At 62.3% G+C, this 19,460-nt stretch carries 21 protein-coding genes; 10 read left to right on the top strand and 11 right to left on the bottom strand.

Annotation, left to right across the window (positions count from 1 at the left end):
• Positions 1 to 65: 65 nt before the first annotated feature.
• Entirely contained in the window at positions 66 to 1,079 is a 1,014-nt protein-coding gene (locus AB0I57_RS01345) for an aldo/keto reductase (RefSeq protein WP_358328753.1), read from the top strand.
• 115 nt (positions 1,080 to 1,194) lie between these two features.
• Here AB0I57_RS01345 and AB0I57_RS01340 read toward each other — a convergent pair whose 3' ends face one another.
• Positions 1,195 to 2,451, bottom strand: coding sequence for an MFS transporter (locus AB0I57_RS01340; RefSeq protein ID WP_358328750.1), 1,257 nt, complete (start codon positions 2,449 to 2,451; stop codon positions 1,195 to 1,197).
• Positions 2,452 to 2,791: 340 nt separating this feature from the next.
• Between AB0I57_RS01340 and AB0I57_RS01335 the strand changes: the two genes are divergently transcribed.
• Positions 2,792 to 3,379, top strand: coding sequence for a TetR/AcrR family transcriptional regulator (locus AB0I57_RS01335; RefSeq protein WP_358328747.1), 588 nt, complete (start codon positions 2,792 to 2,794; stop codon positions 3,377 to 3,379).
• Positions 3,376 to 3,753, top strand: coding sequence for a hypothetical protein (locus tag AB0I57_RS01330; RefSeq protein WP_358328744.1), 378 nt, complete (start codon positions 3,376 to 3,378; stop codon positions 3,751 to 3,753). Before AB0I57_RS01335 ends, AB0I57_RS01330 begins: the two co-directional genes overlap by 4 nt.
• A gap of 46 nt (positions 3,754 to 3,799) precedes the next feature.
• On the opposite strand, the gene AB0I57_RS01325 is transcribed toward AB0I57_RS01330, so the two are convergent.
• Complete coding sequence (locus AB0I57_RS01325) at positions 3,800 to 5,038, bottom strand: acyl-CoA dehydrogenase family protein (protein ID WP_358328741.1); 1,239 nt, start codon at positions 5,036 to 5,038, stop codon at positions 3,800 to 3,802.
• A gap of 229 nt (positions 5,039 to 5,267) precedes the next feature.
• On the opposite strand from AB0I57_RS01325, the gene AB0I57_RS01320 reads away from it, so the two are divergent.
• Both AB0I57_RS01320 and AB0I57_RS01315 read left to right on the top strand, forming a co-directional pair.
• Complete coding sequence (locus AB0I57_RS01320; RefSeq protein ID WP_358328738.1) at positions 5,268 to 5,630, top strand: hypothetical protein; 363 nt, start codon at positions 5,268 to 5,270, stop codon at positions 5,628 to 5,630.
• A gap of 131 nt (positions 5,631 to 5,761) precedes the next feature.
• Positions 5,762 to 6,349 (top strand): phosphoribosylanthranilate isomerase, encoded by a 588-nt coding sequence (locus tag AB0I57_RS01315; protein WP_358328735.1) that lies wholly within the window; start codon positions 5,762 to 5,764, stop codon positions 6,347 to 6,349.
• A gap of 1 nt (position 6,350) precedes the next feature.
• Here the strand turns inward: AB0I57_RS01315 and AB0I57_RS01310 are convergent, their stop codons facing one another.
• Together AB0I57_RS01310 and AB0I57_RS01305 are read right to left on the bottom strand one after the other, a co-directional pair.
• Complete coding sequence (locus AB0I57_RS01310; RefSeq protein WP_358328733.1) at positions 6,351 to 7,247, bottom strand: alpha/beta hydrolase; 897 nt, start codon at positions 7,245 to 7,247, stop codon at positions 6,351 to 6,353.
• 39 nt (positions 7,248 to 7,286) lie between these two features.
• Complete coding sequence (locus tag AB0I57_RS01305) at positions 7,287 to 7,925, bottom strand: alpha/beta fold hydrolase (protein WP_358328731.1); 639 nt, start codon at positions 7,923 to 7,925, stop codon at positions 7,287 to 7,289.
• Between the two features lie 107 nt (positions 7,926 to 8,032).
• Here AB0I57_RS01305 and AB0I57_RS01300 point away from each other — a divergent pair, with 107 nt between their 5' ends.
• The 5 genes from AB0I57_RS01300 to AB0I57_RS01280 all read left to right on the top strand — a co-directional run bounded on the left by AB0I57_RS01300 (position 8,033) and on the right by AB0I57_RS01280 (position 11,854).
• Complete coding sequence (locus AB0I57_RS01300; protein WP_358328729.1) at positions 8,033 to 8,239, top strand: hypothetical protein; 207 nt, start codon at positions 8,033 to 8,035, stop codon at positions 8,237 to 8,239.
• Positions 8,240 to 8,272: 33 nt separating this feature from the next.
• Positions 8,273 to 8,455 carry a hypothetical protein gene (locus tag AB0I57_RS01295; protein WP_358328727.1) on the top strand — a complete coding sequence of 61 codons (183 nt, stop codon included), beginning with the start codon at positions 8,273 to 8,275 and terminating at the stop codon, positions 8,453 to 8,455.
• 74 nt (positions 8,456 to 8,529) lie between these two features.
• On the top strand, positions 8,530 to 8,742 hold the full coding sequence (locus AB0I57_RS01290; RefSeq protein WP_358328725.1) for a hypothetical protein: 213 nt from the start codon (positions 8,530 to 8,532) through the stop codon (positions 8,740 to 8,742).
• Positions 8,743 to 9,077: 335 nt separating this feature from the next.
• Positions 9,078 to 9,842: a pirin family protein gene (locus AB0I57_RS01285; protein WP_358328723.1), complete on the top strand. Its 765-nt coding sequence runs from the start codon at positions 9,078 to 9,080 to the stop codon at positions 9,840 to 9,842.
• A 62-nt stretch (positions 9,843 to 9,904) separates the two neighbouring features.
• Positions 9,905 to 11,854 carry a M13 family metallopeptidase gene (locus tag AB0I57_RS01280; protein WP_358328721.1) on the top strand — a complete coding sequence of 650 codons (1,950 nt, stop codon included), beginning with the start codon at positions 9,905 to 9,907 and terminating at the stop codon, positions 11,852 to 11,854.
• Between the two features lie 188 nt (positions 11,855 to 12,042).
• Here AB0I57_RS01280 and AB0I57_RS01275 read toward each other — a convergent pair whose 3' ends face one another.
• From AB0I57_RS01275 to AB0I57_RS01245, 7 genes are all read right to left on the bottom strand, one after another.
• Entirely contained in the window at positions 12,043 to 12,942 is a 900-nt protein-coding gene (locus AB0I57_RS01275; protein WP_358328719.1) for an Ig-like domain-containing protein, read from the bottom strand.
• A gap of 128 nt (positions 12,943 to 13,070) precedes the next feature.
• Positions 13,071 to 14,750 carry an FAD-dependent oxidoreductase gene (locus AB0I57_RS01270; protein ID WP_358328716.1) on the bottom strand — a complete coding sequence of 560 codons (1,680 nt, stop codon included), beginning with the start codon at positions 14,748 to 14,750 and terminating at the stop codon, positions 13,071 to 13,073.
• A gap of 246 nt (positions 14,751 to 14,996) precedes the next feature.
• Positions 14,997 to 15,218 carry a dodecin gene (locus tag AB0I57_RS01265; RefSeq protein ID WP_358328714.1) on the bottom strand — a complete coding sequence of 74 codons (222 nt, stop codon included), beginning with the start codon at positions 15,216 to 15,218 and terminating at the stop codon, positions 14,997 to 14,999.
• Positions 15,219 to 15,290: 72 nt separating this feature from the next.
• Positions 15,291 to 15,806: a DUF6764 family protein gene (locus AB0I57_RS01260; RefSeq protein WP_358328711.1), complete on the bottom strand. Its 516-nt coding sequence runs from the start codon at positions 15,804 to 15,806 to the stop codon at positions 15,291 to 15,293.
• A 51-nt stretch (positions 15,807 to 15,857) separates the two neighbouring features.
• Positions 15,858 to 16,886 carry a DNA polymerase domain-containing protein gene (locus AB0I57_RS01255; RefSeq protein ID WP_358328708.1) on the bottom strand — a complete coding sequence of 343 codons (1,029 nt, stop codon included), beginning with the start codon at positions 16,884 to 16,886 and terminating at the stop codon, positions 15,858 to 15,860.
• Positions 16,887 to 17,930 (bottom strand): ATP-dependent DNA ligase, encoded by a 1,044-nt coding sequence (locus AB0I57_RS01250; protein WP_358328706.1) that lies wholly within the window; start codon positions 17,928 to 17,930, stop codon positions 16,887 to 16,889.
• Between the two features lie 152 nt (positions 17,931 to 18,082).
• Positions 18,083 to 19,243: a magnesium and cobalt transport protein CorA gene (locus tag AB0I57_RS01245; protein ID WP_358328703.1), complete on the bottom strand. Its 1,161-nt coding sequence runs from the start codon at positions 19,241 to 19,243 to the stop codon at positions 18,083 to 18,085.
• Positions 19,244 to 19,460 lie beyond the last annotated feature (217 nt).

Genomic DNA, 19,460 nt, shown 5'->3' with positions numbered 1-19,460 from the left:
ATGGACACGAAGTTGGAACCCGCGTTGCCCCTCCTAGCCGTGCCCGCGAAAAATGAAGGATGACAATGACCACCATCGGTACGACAACTCTGGGTAGTTCCCTCACCGTGTCCGACATGGGTTTCGGAGCAATGGCTTTCGCACCGTCCTACGGTGGGACCGACTCCGAAACCGCGCTCGCCACACTGCATCACACAGTAGATATCGGAGTGAACTTCATCGATACCGCCGATGTGTACGGCGACGGTGACAACGAGCGGTTGATAGCTCAGTTCCTTAAGGACCGGCGTGAGGAGGTCACGCTGGCAACGAAATTCGGAATTCTGAGGGATCCCGGAGCACGTCGCGAAGGTGGTGCCTCGGCCCGAGGAGACAGGGCCTACGTCCACACTGCGGCCGACGCGAGTCTGCGCAGACTAGGGATCGACACGATCGATCTCTACTACATGCACCGCCGCGACACCTCGGTTCCCATCGAAGAGACCGTCGCCGCGATGGGCGAACTCGTAGCGGCCGGCAAGGTGAGACATCTCGGACTGTCGGAGGTGACGGCTGAAGAGTTGAGGGCCGCGCACGCGGTACATCCGATCAGTGCACTCCAGTCGGAATGGAGTATCTGGAGTCGTGACGTCGAGGCACGAATCGTGCCCGCTGCAGCCGAACTAGGGGTTGGATTCGTTCCTTACTCTCCGCTCGGACGCGGCTTCCTCACCGGAACCATCACCGATTTCGAGTCGTTGGGACCCAACGATTTCCGCCGAAGGCTTCCGCGATTCGCGGACGGCGCGTTACAGCGCAATTCCGGTGTGTTGGATGCGGTGAAAGCCGTGGCGAGTGAAGTTGGGGCCACCCCCGCGCAGATCGCGCTGGCGTGGCTCTACGCGCAACGCACCGAATTCGGGCTGTCTGTCGTTCCCATTCCGGGAACCCGCCGCGCGGAACGGGTGGACGAAAATGTCGGTGCGCTCGACATCGAACTGAACGAGGCGCAGATGGCTGTGCTGAATTCAGCCCTGGAGCATGTAGAAGGCGAGCGTTCGCTCCATCCGCACTGGGTATCGCAGGGCCGAGAATCCTGAGCAATCGCCGAGCCTGGGCAAATGGAGCGGGATGATCGAGCACGACACCGATCTGGGCGGCAACGTTCGGATCGCGTACGGGACTCCGGTGACCGAAGCCCTGACCCTCTAGGTATCAGAGGACGACATCCTTCGTTTCGGGTAGGGCGTAGGCGCTCACGAAGCTGACGAGGAGAAGGAGTGACATCATCAGACCGACCGCCCAGCTTCCGTAGGTGGCCAACAGTGCACCTGCGATGACCGGCGGTATCGCGCCGCCGAGAATCCCGCCGAGATTGAAGGCGAGTCCGGCTCCGGTGTATCGGAACCGGGTCCGGAACACCTCGGGGATGAACGACGCCATCGGACCGTAGGACACCCCGAGGATCCCGAAGGTACTGGCGATACCGACAGCGAACAGGGTCGCCGAACCGGTGTCCAGGAGCGGTAGGACAGCGAAGGACCACGGCACCCCGAGTGCGAACCCAGCCAGGATGATCTTCCGCCGCCCATACGTGTCACATATTCGCGCCGAGATTGCGGTGCACAGGATCAGTGACAGCCCACCAAGTACGCCGACAGTCAGAATCAGGTTGCGCGGATGCCCGAGTTCGGTACTGGCATACCCGGTGAGGTAGGTGCCGCCCATGAAACTGAAAGTGAATATTCCGGTCAGGCATCCGGCGCCGAGCAGAGCCTGCTTCGTCTGCTGACGTAGAAGATCGGCCAGCGGAGCGCGGGCGACCGAGTGGTCTTTCTTCTCCTTCTGGAAAATGGGCGTTTCGTCGATGTTCAGGCGCACGTACAGCGCGACGATCATCAGGACGGCGCTGGCCAAGAACGGCAACCGCCACCCCCAGGTCATGAAGGCCGAACTATCCTCGCCGATCGTCACGTTCGCCGACAGGAACACCAAGTTGCTCAACACCAGACCGGACCCCACGCCGAGTTGGGTGAACATCCCGTACATCCCACGTTTGGCTGACGGGGCATACTCGGCGCTGAGCAGCGCTGAGCCCGCCCATTCTCCGCCGACGGCGAACCCCTGCATCAGGCGAAGGCCTAGTACCAGGATCGGCGCGGCGGTACCAATGGTCGCGGCGCTGGGAACCAACCCCACCGCCACCGTCGACGAGCCCATGATCATCAAAGTCGCGATCAGAGTCTTCTTTCGGCCGAGCCGGTCGCCGAAGTGGCCGAAGACAGCCGCCCCGACTGGCCGGGAGAAAAAGGCCGCCGCGAACGTGGCGAACGATGCGATGGTCGCAATCGTCGAAGAAAGGTTCGGGAAGAATACGGTGGGAAACACCAGTGCCGCCGCGGTGCCGTAGATGTAGAAGTCGTAGTACTCGATGGCGGTGCCGGCATAGCTCGCGAAGGCCACACGTTTCATCGGTGGGGGCCGTGCGGTTGTTGTTTCCGGCATCACAGGCGACGTGCCCCTCAGCGGTGGACAGTGGATCGAACTGCTCGAGCTTCATTTTTGCCGAGCGGCCAACGAACGTTCGCGGTCGGGGGCTGAGCATTCCGATTAATTAGCGTCGGTAAATACTTTATCGACGCATATCCATTTGTCAACGCTAGCAATGAATTCGGACATGGACGCGTACACGCAATACCCCGTCCTGTAGCCGCTGCCCCGGTACAACTACGTGCAGGGCTCAATGGAGCGAGCTGTGTAGGGATGCAGGCCTGACCAATTTACAAAACGGGTAGTCCCGTAAGGTAATGGTGTGACTACCACAGAACAGGCATCGGGCCGTCCACGTGACAGGCGCACGCACGATGCCATCATCAGGGCCACCGAAGAACTGATCCTGGAGCATGGGTACGCGGGGACCTCGATCACCGCCATTGCCTCCCGTGCCGGGGCGGGCAAGGATGCGATCTATCGCCGTTGGTCCGGCAAGCCGGAACTGGTGTACGACGCACTGTTTACCGCGACCGACGTCGGCCCCGTCCCCAACACTGGCACCTTGGCGGGGGATATCGCCCAGCTCACCGAGAACCTGGTCGAGGAGTTCTCTGAGCCGGCGGCCGCGGCCGCCTTGCCTGGCCTGTTGGCCGACTTCGCGGCCGACCCCGTGCTCCGTGCGCGCCTACGTTCGACCTTCCTGGCTCCGGCCAGAGGGCGAATGGTCGAGATCTTCGAACGCGCCGCCACATCCGGCGAGCTCACTGGTGACGTTCCGGTAGACCTGATCCTCGACACGTTGGCTGGCGCGGTCTTCTTTCACGTGGGATTGATGGGCGAGCCGGTCACCGCGGAGTTGGCCAACGAATTGGCGTATGTCGTCACTCACGGGATCGGCACCCGATGAACGGCATGCTTCTCGCCGCGGGAGTCACAGCGGCCGGTGTCGCTGTCATTCACTTGGTGGCCGGCCATGCCGACGTGGTCCGGCCCCTGCTTGCATCCACCCTTGCCCAGGTGCCCAAACGCACCATGCACTCGGTGTGGCATCTGGTCAGCGCGGACCTGGTCTTCGCTGCAGCCGCCCTCGTATACCTGGGTCTCGTACAGCCGGAGGGCACACGCCTCGTGGGGCTGCTGCTGGCCGCGCATTTCGCTGCCTACGCCGGTGTGTTTCTGGCGATCACCCTGACCTTCGACGGTTCATCACGGCTGTTCCGGCTGCCCCAATGGCTGCTCCTGCTTCCCGTAGCCGTCCTGGCGCTGCTGGGGTCAGTGTGAGCCGTGGAGACGAACGACTGTGAAAGCCTGAGGGCAGCGAATTCGCTCAGAGCGCAAGCAATCCCTTCGCTATGTGAGTCACCTGAATCTCGTTACTGCCGGCGTAGATCATCAGCGATTTCGCGTCGCGCGCGAGTTGCTCGACGCGATACTCCGTCATGTAGCCGTTGCCACCGAACAGTTGTACGGCTTCCATCGCAACCTCGGTGGCCGCCCGGGACGAGTAGAGCTTCATCGCGGAGGCTTCTGCCAAGCTCACCTGATCACCCGCCGCGGTGCGCTCGATGGCATTGAAGACCATGTTCTGCACGTTGATCCGCGCGATCTCCATCTCGGCGAGTTTGAGTTGGATGAGCTGGAACTGGGCGATCTCCTTACCCCACGTCTTACGGGATTTCGCGTAGTCGATGCACAGCCGGTGGCATTCGTTGATGATGCCGAGTGACATCGTCGCGATGCCGATGCGTTCGGCGGCAAAATTCTCTTTGGCACTGGACTTTCCGTCGGAACTACCGCTGTCTTCGGTCTCGCCCAGCAATCTGTCTCGGGTGATGCGAACGTTGTCGAAGAACAACTCCCCGGTTGGCGACGAATTCATGCCCATCTTCTTGAACGGCGGGCCCTGGGTGAATCCCTCCATACCGGCATCGAGGACGAAGGCGAGGACCTTGCGGTCGCGACGATCGAGAGAAGAATCGCCCTCGTCGAGCTTGGCGTAGACGATGACGACGTCGGCGTAGGGGCCGTTGGTGATGAACGTCTTCTGGCCGTTGAGGATGTAGTCGTCCCCGTCGCGCCGGACGTACGACTTCATGCCTCCGAATGCGTCCGAACCGGAGTCGGGTTCGGTGATCGCCCACGCACCCACCTTCTCGAAGGTGACCAGGCTGGGAAGCCAGCGCTCCTTCTGGGCCAGCGTCCCACGACTGCGGATGGTCCCGACCGTCAACCCCAGGCTCACGCCGAGCGAAACAACGAGCCCGAGACTCACACCGGCCAGTTCGGCGTTCATTACCACGCCCATACTGCCCGCTCCGCCGAGTCCACGTGGCTTGTCTTGCTTCGCCTCGTCACCCGTGTCTTCGCCACGCTCACGGGCGAGAGACTTCTGCAGCGCGTCACTAGCCATCTCGTCCAGTCCGAAGGTGGCGAAGAGCTTGCGGATGATGTCGAACGGGGGCATCTCGCCGGACTCCAACGCGTCGACGTGCGGTCGAATCTCCTTGTCGATGAAACCTCGGACCGCGTCGCGGAACATCAGATCGGTGTCGGACCACTGATACATGCCGTGCACTCTTCTCACTGGACGTCAATGGGCTGCCGCAAATATAGAACACGTTCCGCCCGTTAGGCAGGCAAGTGATGGGCGGACCAGCCAATTCCCACAATCCGCGCACGATCGCCTGGACCTCACGAGTGGGAGCATCACACCCTCCGATACTCGGACCGAAGGTGGAGTACATTGACGCACCAATCCCACGGGATTTCGCGTTCGTCGAGGAAGGAAACCGGAAATGAGTGCTACGAAACAGATCACCCCGGAGCAGGCCATCGACGGGCACGAATTGGAGAGGATCGGTCACGATCTGGGCTGCACCGGATGCAACTGGAGCGCTCTTGGCGACGAGTCTTTCGCTGCGCATCTGGTTCGGCTCATCCGCGAAACGGGTCATGAGATCGTGAGACTGCCGGAAGACGAGGGCGAGGACTACTACGGGCAGGTTTGGCTCGACGAAGGCGACATTCGTGTCGACTGCACCGGAACGCACGGACGCACTGCGCACATCAACGGTGTCGAGGTGCGCCCGAATTATCTTCGCCGAACGGCGGCCGAGTTCCTGGCCGCGGCCCGTCTGGTCGAAGAGGGCCTGCCGTGATGCTCACAGCAGGGTTCGCCTGTGGGCCCTGCCTCCCGGTTGGTTCGCTGTGCGGCGTTGGTGGCGTTCGCCTTCCGAATTCCGACAAACTCGGTGGTCACCAGCATGGAGCCGACCACTAAGGTCATGACGTGACATTTATCAAGATCTGTGGCCTGCTGGACGAAGACTCGGTCGATGCGGCGGCGCGCCTAGGTGTCGACGCCGTGGGTTTCGTCTTCGCCGACAGCGTCCGCAGGATATCCGCACACGATGCCGCGCCACTGATCCGTCGCGTCACCGGCCCCACAGTCACGGTGGGTGTGTTCAAAGGCGCTCCCGTAGCAGAGGTGATCGAGGTGGCCGCTGCGGCTGGAGTCGGCACCGTTCAGGTACACGACCTGAAATCCGCGGACGAAGTTCACCGGTTGCACGAGGCAGGTCTGGGCGTAATCCGGGCAGTGTCGGCCGGTACCGTACCGGGCGATTTCGGCGAAGACCACCTGCTGGTCGACGGGGCGGTCGCCGGCGCAGGGGTGCCCTGGGACTGGGCCGGGCAGAACAAGCCCCCTGGCGACTGGATACTCGCCGGTGGACTTCACCCTGGCAACGTGAGAACTGCCGTCGACGCTACCGGCGCGTGGGGTGTTGACGTGTCGAGCGGTGTCGAGTCGTCGCGCGGCGTGAAAGATGTGGCGCTGATCGAGCAGTTCGTCGCCGCGGTCCGATCCAGGGCCTGACTCAGCCAGGCATCTCCAATACAGAATCTTCGGCATCCCACGACGCGAGGACGCTCCGTATGCCGACAACCAGCGCAAGCGGCTGATCGATCATCACGTGGTGTCCGGCGTCGGGAATCTCGACCACCACCGCCGTGGGCCCGAAGCGGTGGCGCATGCCCTCCATAATGGCATCGCTGATGATTCCGTTCTCGGCGCGGAAGAAGGCGATGCGGCACCGCGGGTCCGATCCGCCTAGTTGATCGCTGCTCTTGCGGGTGAAGAAGGCGGGATCGAACTTCCACGACCACCCGCCGGCCACTTCCTCCATCGACGTCTCCGCGACGTGACGGAGAACCGCGGGCACGGCTGTGGCCTGGGGCGGGACGAATCGGAAGCGCTCGAGAGCCTCGGTCTTGGTCGGGTAGACCTTCTTCGGGCCGAATGCGTGCTGCTTGCGCGCCTCCTCCTCCTCAGGTGTGCGGGCTCGGACGGGCGAATCGATCAGCTGGACACCACCCAGATCGTCGCCGAACAACTGGGCGGCCACGTAGGCCACCATGCCGCCCATGCTGTGCCCGACGAACACCGGCGCACCCGAGATTCCCGCAGGCTTCGCCACCGCAAGTGCTTCTTCAGCCCACTGCTCCAAACCGTATTCTCCGCGACGCGCGCTATCGCCGTGTCCGGTCAGGTCGAGCGCAACCACGCGGCGCCCGTCGGCCAGCATCGGCGCCACATGATCCCACCATCGGCTGTGGGCTGCACCGCCATGTACCAGGACTATTCCCGGCGAACCCGACGGACCCCACGCGCGATAGTGGACCTGTGCGCCTGCGACGTCGACCTTGCCAGTATCGACCGGAGTTGCCAACGCCGAGGTGAACCACCGAGGCGCCTGCGTCTGCACGTTGCTCATTCACCGAACATACCCACATCGCTCGGACGGTTCTGCCACCTACAGAAGCTCTAGCATCGCACTGACCGCGTGCTCGACCACCGGGAACTTGTCCGGCGAGAGATCGTGACGGGCGCCGCTCAGTTCGACGAGGGTGGTCTTTGCCGGAATCAATTCGAGTGCCGTCCGCATTTCGTCGCTGGTGGCGAACGGATCCTTCGACCCATGTACCAGCACGGATGGGGTGCGTAGTTCCGGCAGGTGCTCGATGCGAAGCTTTTCCGGCTTGGCCGGTGGATGCAGCGGGTATGACAGCAACAGCAGAGCGTCGACAAGTCCGGGCTGTTCTGCGGCCAGCATCGACGCCTGTCTACCACCGTAAGAGTGCCCACCCGCCCAGACCGGCGCTGTCACCAACTCACGCATGACAGCCACCGCAGCAGCGATGCCGTCGCGGTCCTCCGCCGCCTTCGACGGATGTGGCGGACCCGACGCACGGCCCTGCCGGAACGGCAGGTCGAAACGCAGGACGACAACCCCGTGATCGGCGAATCCTTCGGCCATTTCCATTAGAAGCTTTGTGTTGCAATCACTTCCAGCACCGTGCGTCAGGACCAGACCCGCCACCGCATCAGCCGTCGGACGATGGAGATGTCCGCGCACACCGTCTCGATTCAACGACTCGCTCACGCGGTTCACGATATCGTCCATGCTGCTCGCTCGGCTTCGATGCACCACGCTCCCGCGTATCCTGAGTTAGGACACGTGCACCGGCCCTCGCGGCGGTGCACCCCAGGGAGGTCGCAATGCAGATCGGGCGATTCGTATCGATCGTTGTGCTGGCCTGGCTGATCATAGGTGCCGTTGCCGTGTTCCAGCGAGGGTATTTCGAAGAAGTGGTGGCCGATTGTTCCACTGCTGCGACAATCGCTGTAACCGTCCTCGCCGGGCCGCTGAACTACATGGGTGTGAATCCTCAGGTGGAATGCACACTGCCGCAACCGAGTCAGTAGCTTCACACCGCCGGATCGAAATGAGAGAACACCGTGATCATCCTAGGAATCATCGCGTTCGTAATAGGCCTTCTTGCCGGAATTTCGGTCCTCACGACACTCGGAATCGTACTTTTCGTGATCGGCCTCGTCATGAGGGTACTGGGCGTGATGGGTCGCGCCATAGGCAGCGGGAAGCATTGGCATCGGCGATCCGCCGGTGATCTCGTCAACTGACCTATGCACCAACTGAACTCGCACTCCCGGTGCCAATACGTCGAAGCTGGAGGACCGATGCGCTAGGCGGGCGCTTGATCTGCAGGCTCGACCTGCTGCACAGCGGCTCGATCCGCCCGGTTGCCGGCGATCCCTTTTTCCTCCCGCTCGGCCGCGATACGTTCTTCCATTGCATCGACGAGATCCGCGATTCTTCGATACTCCGGGAGCTGCTCATCGTAGCGATCTGGATTCGTCCTGATCACGCCCCTTTCGATGTGCCGCCAATCGGTGTCGTTTCGTTTTGATACGTACAGTTCAAACTGTACGCCGCGGAAACGATCTAGGACGGTACAAACGGGTAGAAAAGGAGGGCCGGTCCACAAATAGTACGGCCCTGTCTCGTCTGAAACTGTTGTCGAACAGCATCTTTGGAACTCTCAGCCTACGAAATCGCACCCGCAACACAATTTGTCCGCCAGGACAAATCACCACCGTCGCGAGCGACGAATTGCCACCGTCGCGAGCCGACCAACATCGTCGCGACCGCGCTACCAGTTCGATGCCCAATCGACACCGCCACTCGAACACGCACCGTCGGTACCTCGTAGTCTGGACGGGAACCACCCGAAGGAGGACCGAAATGCCGACAATCACCACGCCTCACGTGTACGTTCACCGTGCTGGTGATCGGCTCAAAACTCGAGTTTCCTGGTTGGATTCCAAGCACTCGTTCTCCTTCGGCCGGCACTATGACCCGGACAACACACACCACGGACTTCTCCTGGTGAACAACGACGACACCGTGTTGGCGGGCCAGGGATTCGAGACTCATCCGCACAAAGACATGGAGATCGTCACGTGGGTGTTGCGAGGCTCGCTCGTCCATCAGGATTCGATCGGGCACTCCGGCATCATCTACCCCGGGCTTGCGCAACGGATGAGCGCGGGCAGCGGCATCATGCATTCCGAGAAGAACGACAGTTGGCGTCTCGGCGGTGAGCAGCACCATGAACCTGTGCGCTTCGTGCAGATGTGGGTGGTACCCGACGAAGCCGGTCTCACCCCGAGTTACGAACAACTCGAGATCGAAGACGAGGTTCTCAAGGGCGGTCTGATGGTCGTTGCTTCGGGAATGCCTCAATACCAAAATAATTCGGCGATTCGGATCAACAACAAATACGCGGCCCTACATGTCGCACGGATCTTCCCCGGCAAGCCGGTGAACCTACCCGAAGCACCCTTCCTCCACGTCTTCGTCGCAAGGGGCACCGCAGAGATGGAGGGCGTCGGCACGCTGTACGAGGGTGACGCGGTCCGTGCGACCGCTTCCGGCGGTCAGCAGATCTCATCCGATTCCGGCGCCGAAGTCCTCGTCTGGGAGATGCACGCCCGTCTCGGTGGGTGAGTTCGCGGCAAGTTCTGCGCAACGGTGGAGCGCTGGTCCACGGACAGTGTAAGGATGGACGGATGACCACCGCTCAGCGCTCCGGCATCGACCTCACACACCTCGACCCTGGCACCCGCGTCCAGGATGATCTCTTCGTCCATGTCAACGGTGGGTGGATCGACAAGTACGAGATTCCAGCGGACCGTGCCATCGACGGCGCATTCCGCGCCCTGTACGACAAAGCCGAGGTTGACGTCCGGACGATCATCGAGGAGGCGGCAGAGTCGGCCGCCTCGGTAGGCACCGACTCACAACGAATCGGTGACCTGTACGGCAGCTTCATGGACGCCGACGCCGTGGAGTCCGCCGGCCTGACGCCCATCGCCGACGAGCTCGCCGCCGTCGCCAAAGCTGCCGACTTGTCCGCCCTCGCCACCGTGCTGGGCCGGTTGCAACGTACGGGCGTCAGCGGCGCGGTGGGTCACTACGTAGACACGGATGCCAAGAACTCTGAGCGCTATCTGGTGCACTTCAGCCAGTCAGGCTTGGGATTGCCTGACGAGGCGTACTACCGTCTGGACGAGCACGCCGAGATCCGGAAGGCGTACGTGGCGCACATCGCGAGGATGTTCGCACTCGCCGATGTCGAATACGACGCCCAGCGCGTCTTCGAGCTCGAAACCAAGATCGCGGCGGGGCACTGGGACGTGGTGAAGCGTCGTGACGCCGAACTCTCCTACAACCTCGTCACCCTCGACGAACTGCCCGTCGGCTTGGACTGGGCCGCGTGGATCGACGCACTCGGAGGTACCCCGGACAAGTTCGCAGAGATCGTCGTCGGCCAACCAGACTTCTTGACAGCATTCACCGAGCTGTGGACGTCGGAGGATCTCGAGGACTGGAAGGGTTGGGCGACGTGGAACGTCATCCGTTCCCGTGCCCCCTATCTGACGCAGTCACTTGTAGACGAGAACTTCGAGTTCTTCGGCAAGACACTGACAGGCGCCGAGAAGATCCGCGAGCGCTGGAAGCGCGGCGTTTCGCTGGTACAGGACCTCCTCGGTGAGGCCGTGGGCAAGCTGTACGTCGACCGCCACTTTCCAGCCGAATCGAAAGCCCGGATGCAGGAACTCGTAGCCAATCTGCAGACGGCGTACCGCCGCAACATCACCGATCTCGACTGGATGAGCCCGGAGACTCGGCAGGCCGCGCTGCGCAAACTGGACAAGTTCAGGCCCAAGATCGGCTACCCGGACAAGTGGCGTGACTATTCGGCCGTAACCATCTCCCGCGACGATCTGGTCGGCAACTACCGCAGAGGTTATGCGGCGGAGTACGACTACGAGCTCGCGAAACTCGGGGGCCCGGTCGACCGCGACGAATGGTTCATGACACCGCAGACGGTCAACGCGTATTACAACCCGGGGATGAACGAGATCGTCTTCCCGGCCGCAATCCTCCAGCCCCCGTTCTTCGACGCAAACGCGGACGACGCGGCCAACTACGGCGGGATCGGTGCCGTCATCGGCCATGAGATCGGCCACGGATTCGACGACCAGGGTGCCAAGTACGACGGCGATGGCAACATGATCGACTGGTGGACTGACGACGACCGCAACGAGTTCGGCAAGCGCACCAAGGCATTGATCGAGCAGTACGACCAGTTCGAGCCGAAGGCACTCCCCGGTCACAGCGTCAACGGCGAGTTCACCATCGGCGAGAACATCGGCGATCTCGGTGGGCTCTCCATCGCGATCGTCGCCTATCAGATCGCAACCGAGGGAAGCGAACCGCCGGTCCTCGACGGCCTGACCGGGCTGCAGCGCGTGTTCTTCGGCTGGGCGCAGGTGTGGCGTACCAAAGCCCGTGACGCCGAGGCACTCCGTCGCCTTGCCGTCGACCCGCACTCGCCGCCGGAGTTCCGGTGTAACGGGGTCGTCCGCAATCTCGACATCTTCCACGAGGCATTCGACGTCCAGCCCGGTGACACGCTCTACCTCGACCCGGCGCAACGCGTCAAGATCTGGTAGAGGCTACCTGCCTCTGAGCTCAACCTCACCGCGGAGAAGAAGTACACCTCAACCGATTTGGGCTGCAGGTGCAACCGCTTCCCCGCGGTGACGGCCGCGCGATGGGCACGAGCGCGTTGTCGAACATTGCATTCTGCGGACGGTAAACTCCCACGCGCAGAACCAGATTGGGTCGGATCAGCGGGGACTCAGCGGTTCCAGTCGCCCAGCCCGTCCGAACCGCTCAGAGTGCCCCCGGCGGTGTTCCGCACGATCACTGCGTCGCCCTTCTTCGAATTTTCGTAGAACCACTTGCCGTCCTCGGTGCTGACGTTGAGGCAGCCGTGGCTGACGTTGCTATGGCCCTGCTGATTCACAGACCACGGGGCGGCATGGACGAAGATTCCGCTGTAGGACATCCGGGTGGCGTACTCGACGTAGGTTCGGTAGCCCTCCGGAGAGTCGATCGGCACACCATAGGTGGACGAGTCCATGTACATCTCACGCACCCTCTCGCCGATGATGTACGTGCCATTCGGCGTTTCGTATCCGGGCTTGCCCATCGACGTCGGCATGGTCTTGACGACCTCGCCATTGACAGAGATGCTGATCTGCTTTGTGTTGTCGTCCGCGGTTGCGACGAACGCGTCACCGATGTCGAACGTGGACTGCGAATCGCCGGCATCGACTGTGACTTGGGTATGCGCGGGCCAGAACTCGGTGGGCTTCCAGCGCACCTGGCTGTCGTTGATCCAGTAGAAGCCGCCCTCGACAGGCTGGCTGGTGGTGACCTTGATGGCTCGCTCGGCGGCGGCACGGTCATCGATCGCCTCGTTGAAACGGATGATCACCGGCTGCGCGACGCCGACGACTTCACCGGAACTGGGATCGATCGATGGGGCCGAGAAGTTCGCCGGTTCGGGAAGCGGCGGTTCTACTGAGCCGAAAAGCCCTGGAAAACCAGGGATTTCCGGTCCACCAGGAAACAACGGTTCGGTATTTCCGACCCCTGCCAGTGCAGTTGCGGAGATCAATGCCCCAGCCACAGCGACTGCGACACGGGAAGACCAGCGCCTCGTCCTGGAACTACCCATTTCTGACATGCCCATCCATGACCACTCTCGTTCGACGAAGTATCTACGCGCATCCCCGACGGACCCCCCAAGCGCATTGACCAATAAAACACACATCGGCTGACAGCGGAAGTCCGACCGCAGCTGCTTCGCCCCGCGCGGCCTCAGGAATCCGCGCGAGCCGCGGCTAACATGCTTTCGACGTCGGTCAACTTGGTCCGAGGCCGTCCGGCCGACCTACCTGCGGCACCCTCGGCTTTGTCTATACGCTGCCAGCCCTGGTAGTCGATGGCAGCGGGCGCCCGGTCTGCAAGCAATCGGTCGAAGGAGTCGTGATCAGCGGGCTCGCCCAGCCTTCCCGCCGAGAAATCGTCGATCAGCATTCTCACGGTCTCCGCGGAGCAGTATTTGTTGGTGCCGATCACTCCAGTCGGCCCACGCTTGATCCAGCCGGCCACGTACACGCCGGGCAGTGGTGCTCCGGTGTCCGGGTCGATCACCCTGCCGTTCTCGTTGGGGATGACGCCGCGGCGGTCGTCGAAGGGGATTCCGGGCACCGGTTGGCCGCGGTAGCCGATCGACCGCAGCACCAAATTCGTGGTCAGCGTCGAGGTTGTTTCAGTCGGGGCCGCACCCAACGTGCCGTTCGGCCCCTCGACGATCTCATTCTCGACGATTCGCACACCTTCGACGGAGTCGGTGCCCAGAATCTCGACGGGCGAGGTCAGGAACTGCAACACTATCCGCTTCTTCGACGGATCGACTGGGCGCTTGGCGATCTCCTCGATCAGGGTCACCTTGCTGCGCTGCCACGGCTCCGACTCGTCTCCGTCGATGAACGCACGACTGGCGGGATCGAGAGCCGCTTCGTCCGGGTCGACGACGATGTCGACGTTCGGAATGCGGTCGAGGCCCAGAAGTTCGGGGTGCGTGTAGGCGGCCTGGGCCGGGCCCCGACGCCCCAGGATCACGACCTCACGGACATTGCTTGCCCGCAAGGCCTCGAGCGCGTAATCGGCGATGTCTGTTTTGGCCAGGTCTTCGGGATCGGTGACGAGGATGCGGGCCACATCGAGTGCCACATTCCCATTGCCGACGACTACGACCCTCTCACCCGACAGATCGAACGTGTGGTCGGCGTAGTCGGGGTGACCGTTGTACCAGGCTACGAACTCGGTGGCGGCGTGGCTTCCGGTCAGATCCTCCCCGGGAACCCCCAACCTGCGGTCGCCTGACGCGCCGACCGCGTAGATCACGGCGTGATGGTGCTGGAGCAACTCCTGATGGCTGATGTCCCGACCCACGTCGACATTGAAGTGGCAGTGCACGGTGCGCTTGCCGATGGCCGAACGGAAAAGCCCGGTGACCCCCTTGGTGCTCTGGTGGTCAGGTGCGACCCCCGCCCGGACCAGGCCGTACGGGGTGGGTAGGCGGTCGAAGATGTCTACCTCGACGCGTGGCTTTGCAGTCAGTTCCATCGCGGCGTAACACGCAGCCGGACCGGATCCGACGACGGCGACACGGAGCGTTCCCAATGCCTCGTCGATCACCGGGAACTTCAGCGGTTCGGGCCAGTCGGGTCCGATGGGGTACTTGCTGTAGTACTGGGCGTTGATGTCGAGATACGGCTCGTCGATATCCGGGAGTTCATTCTCGGCGTAGATCGCGTCCACCGGGCATTCGTCAACGCAGGCACCGCAGTCGATGCAAGTGTCCGGGTCGATGTAAAGCATCTCCGCTGTCGCGAAGGTCTCTTCCTCCGGAGTGGGATGGATGCAGTTGACCGGGCAGACATCTACGCATGAGGCGTCGCTGCAGCACGGCTGCGTGATCACATAAGTCACGGTTCTCCCCTACCCGGATGCGCGAACTCCGGCATCCAAAACGTGAAAACAGACTATAACGTGTTCCAGTTTCGGTCGAGAGCCAGACCGGCCCGCCCGCTTCGAGACGAGTTCACGCGACTGCTGCGAAGTCACCTCGGTCACCACAGTGGATATGGGATCGACTTTCGATGATCCCTTCCACAATGACCTCTTTCGGGTCGAAAACTGCTTGGGCTGGGCCCGCTTGTAACACTGAGCGTCAATTCAGACGGCATCGCCGGGCTCGACACGGAATCCGATCTTGACCGTCACCTGGTAGTGCGCGACGGCACCATTCTCGATGTGGCCACGAGTGCTGACGATCTCGAACCACTCGAGGTTGCGCAAGGTTTCGTTTGCGCGCCCGATCGCGTTCCTGATGGCGGCATCGGTACTCTCGGTCGACGAACCGACGATCTCGACAACCCTGTAGACGTGCTCACTCATGATGCTTCCTCGGTTCGTAGATGCGGTTGCGTTGGGGGTTGACATCACCCTACGACGCGAACCGGCGATAGGTCAGGGAAGCTGCCAGGATGTGCTGCCGTCGCTCAGACATGCTTGACCAGCATGGAAATTGATGGCGAGCGACGGTCCGCCTGAGCACACCACACCCCTGGCCGGTTCCGCGACCAGTGCTCGCCCGCCCGGACCGCTGAGCGCCAACGCTGGACCGCCGCCGGTGACGGTCCCGATGGCGACGCTCTCGGGCCCAACCGCGATCGCGGCGACCGCACTGCCTCTCGCTTCGGCGGCACCGACACCGCCGTCGAGTCCGACCCCGAGTGCCGCGCCCGCCCGAGCTGCATCGGCGAAACCCACGCCTTCTCTGCTGAATGCCACAGAAGTGCTACTCGAATCGGCGAGAGCACCGCAGCCTGTATGACCGACGATCGCGGTTTCACCCAAGCCGGCCTGTCCGGCGCAAGAGATGGACAGGGCAGACGCGGTGGCCGGCGCGATCGCCAGTGTTCCGAGTGCCGCAACGAGCACACCGAGAAGGACTCCGGCGGTGCTGACTGTCGGATAGTTCATTGCGACCTAACCTTCCCGACGCCGAGCCTTGCGAAGGCTGTGCTTGCGTCGCTACCGGCGATCACGGTCCCGACTGGGCTGTACTCTTTTCGGTTCGCCGGGCATCTTGGGGTAGTTGGGCGGGTACGGGAGGTCTCCGAGCCCCCTTGCGTCATCTCGATCCGCCATCTCGAGCAGCACATCGAGTGACTGCACCGTGTCACTCATGGCCGACATCGGGTCGCCGCGCTTCTCGAGCAACGTAGGCACCGTCGAGATAGTCAACTCGTCGGGGTCGACATCGACGAGTTCATCCCACGTTACCGGTGTGGACACTGTCGCAATCGGTGTTTTGCGTGCCGAGTATGCGGACGCGATGGTCTTGTCGCGGGCATTCTGATTGAAGTCGAGGAAGATGCGCTCGCCGCGCTCCTCCTTCCACCAGTTCGTGGTGGCCCGATCCCCACTGCGCCGCTCGATCTCACGAGCCAGGGCGATGCCCGCCCGCCGCACCTGCACGAAGTCCCATCGTTGCTCGATGCGCAGATACACGTGCAGGCCGCGGCCCCCCGACGTCTTCGGAAACCCCGTGAGACCGAGTTCGCTCAACAGCGGTCGGAGCACCTCGAGTGCGACCGCGCGGGCATCATCGAATCCGGTGCCTGGTTGCGGGTCCAGGTCGATCCGCAATTCGTCAGGATGGTCGACATCGGGATACCGGACTGCCCACGGATGGAACGTGATGTTGCCGAGGTTTGCTGCCCAGACGATGTCCGGAGCGCTTCGCACTCGCAGCACATCTGCCTTCCGACCCGAAGGGAACGTCACCTCACATGAGCCGACGTGGTCGGGGCGCTTCGCCGGAATTCGTTTCTGGTAGATCTCTTCACCGTCGATGCCGTCCGGGAACCGCTGCAGGTGCGTCGGTCGGTCGAGTAACGCGTCGAGCAGCGCGCCGCTTCGGGCGACCGAACGGTAATACTCCACCAGATGCCGTTTCGTGCCACCTTCGGCGCCAAGTTTCCGATAGTAGATCTTGTCCGGATTCGACAGACGTACGGTGACGCCATCGACGTCGAGTTCTTCCGCAGGGCTCGCCATCTACGAACCTCCCGTCAGTACGTCGTCAAGGTCGTATCGGACCGGAACCTCCAGTTGCCCGAACGTGCACTCGTCAGGTGTGCGGTCCGGACGCCAGCGCAGGAACCGCGCCGCATGCCGGAAACGGGAACCCTCCATCTGGTCGTACGCCACCTCGACGACCCGCTCGGGTCGCAGCGGCACCCAGCGCCGGTCGTTGCCGGATCGCCAACGGGTGGGCTCACCCTCGGCGACGACGTCCTCGCCGACACGCAGTTCCTCCAGCTCGGCGAGCAATTCGACGCGCCGAGCCGAAGTGAAAGCCGATGCACCGCCGACCATCGCGATCTGGTCGCCGTCATAGAGGCCGAGCAGCATGGATCCGATACCTGGTTGACTCTTGTGCGGCCGGTATCCGATGACTACACAGTCTGCGGTTCGGGAGTGCTTCACCTTCACCATTTCCCGCTTGTTCGGCATGTACGGGCCGACGAGTTTCTTTGCCACCACACCGTCGAGGCCTGCGCCCTCGAACATCTCGAACCACTCGGCGGCGATCTCGCTGGATCCGGTTGCTGCGGTCACGTGGCAAGTGGGTCCACCGCCGATGGTGTCAACCAATTGCGCACGGCGAGCGGAGAAGTCTTCCCGGCTCGAGTCGTGGTTGCCGAGGGCGAGCATATCGAAAGCGATGAACTGGGCTGGAGTCTTCTCCGACAGCATCGTCACCCGACTGGTCGCCGGATGAATGCGCTCTGACAACGATTCCCAGTCCAGGCGCGTGCGGCCGCCGATACTCCGCGGCACGACGAGTTCACCGTCGAGCACGCACCGCTGCGGCAATTCATCCCTCACCGCACGCACAAGTTCGGGAAAGTACCTGGCCAGGTCCTTTCCGCCACGCGAACAGAGCACCACCTCGGCACCGTCACGAAATACCAGGGCGCGGAATCCGTCCCACTTCGGCTCGTACAGCCACGTCGATCCGGAGTCAGGTTGCGGCGGTATGCGCGAAGCAGCTTTCGCGAGCATGGGCTGCAGTGGCGGCATCACGGGAAGATCCACTTGTCCATAGTGTCACCGCAGTTGGCAACTCGGACGGTGTTGCCCTCAAATAGTGTGCGATAGGGCTACGGTGGCAATTCGCCGACGGCACGGGCGAACTCTGACCGCGTCGATCGACCACCTGCGATTCCATTCCCCGCAGTTGGCTCCTGTCACAACCAGTTGCGGCGTTTGAAGACCGTGAACAGCGTGGTACAGGTAAGCGCCATCAGCGACAGGGCGAACGGATACCCGAAATCCCAATGCAATTCGGGCATGAAGTCGAAGTTCATACCGTAAATGGTCCCGATCAGGGTCGGCGCGAAGAGAATCGCCGCGTATGCCGACACCTTCTTGATTTCTTCGTTCTGCTCGATGCTGGCATGGGTCAGATTGCGAATCTCTTCGTTCTGCTCCTGCGAGACCAGTGTGGCGTTGACCGTCAAAATGTTCCCGAGCAACTGGCGAAAGTTGTCGGCCCGTTCGACTGCGACAGTCGCATGGTCGGTGACGTCCCGAAGATAGCGTCGCAGCTCGTCGTCGGTGTTGTACTTGTGGAATCCCGCCGACAATCCCTGCAGCATGCCGAGCAGAGGCCTCGTCGCCCTCTGGAACTCGATGACCTCTCTGGTCAGTTCATAGATGCGTCGCGACACTCCGGGCGCTCCGCTGAAGACCTCGGTCTCGATCTCGTCGATGTCGTTCTGCAGCCCGGACACCACCGGCGCGTATCCGTCGACAACCGCGTCGAGGATTGCATAGAGGACAGCCTCGGTCCCCAGACGGAGCAAGTTCGGATCGCCCTCCATTCGCCGCCGGACCGCCGCGAGATCAGGTGATTCGCTGTGCCGGACGGTGAGCACGAAACTCGGACCGCAAAAGACGTGCAACTCACCGAACTCGACGCTCTCTGTCTCGTCGCGGTACCGCGCCGCACGTAGGACCACGAACAGGGTCTCACCGTAGCGCTCGAGCTTGGGGCGCTGATGGGCGACGATGGCGTCCTCCACCGCCAGTTCATGCAGATCGAATTGCTCAGCTGCCGCATACAACTGGGATTCGTTGGGGCGGTACATGCCGATCCAAGCCATCGAAGACGAGTCCTGCACGCCACGGAGAGCCTCGGACAGGGTGGCAGCGGTGGCAATCCTCTTGCCGTCACGGTAGACGGCGCTTTGGACCACTTTTCCGACGGAACTTCGATCCACCTTCGGCTTCGGAGACACTGCTTCTGCGCCACGGTGAGCAGCCTCTTCACCGGCGGCGGTGTCGGCGCCGGTCAGACCGGTGGAACGGCTGGGCAGAAGTGAACGGATCGGACGCAACTGAGGCATGGTGGAGCTTTCGAGGAAGTCGGCAGAACAACATCGTGCCGGCGAATACGGGCTGAGGGCACAACATGAAACCGCAGCACATACCGGTGGAGCGGTTTCAGTTGATACTGGGAGGTTGGCTTCTCATTCCGATGCCACACCTCCTCTTTCCCACGAAACTCACCGACCTTGACACAGGCACTCACGACGTGTCGCAATTTGCATACCCCCAGCAACG

The sequence above is a fragment of the Rhodococcus sp. NPDC049939 genome (assembly GCF_040656415.1).
Lineage (GTDB): Bacteria > Actinomycetota > Actinomycetes > Mycobacteriales > Mycobacteriaceae > Rhodococcus_F.
Note: the sequence above shows the minus strand (reverse complement) of the source record. Positions and strands in the feature narration are given on the sequence as shown.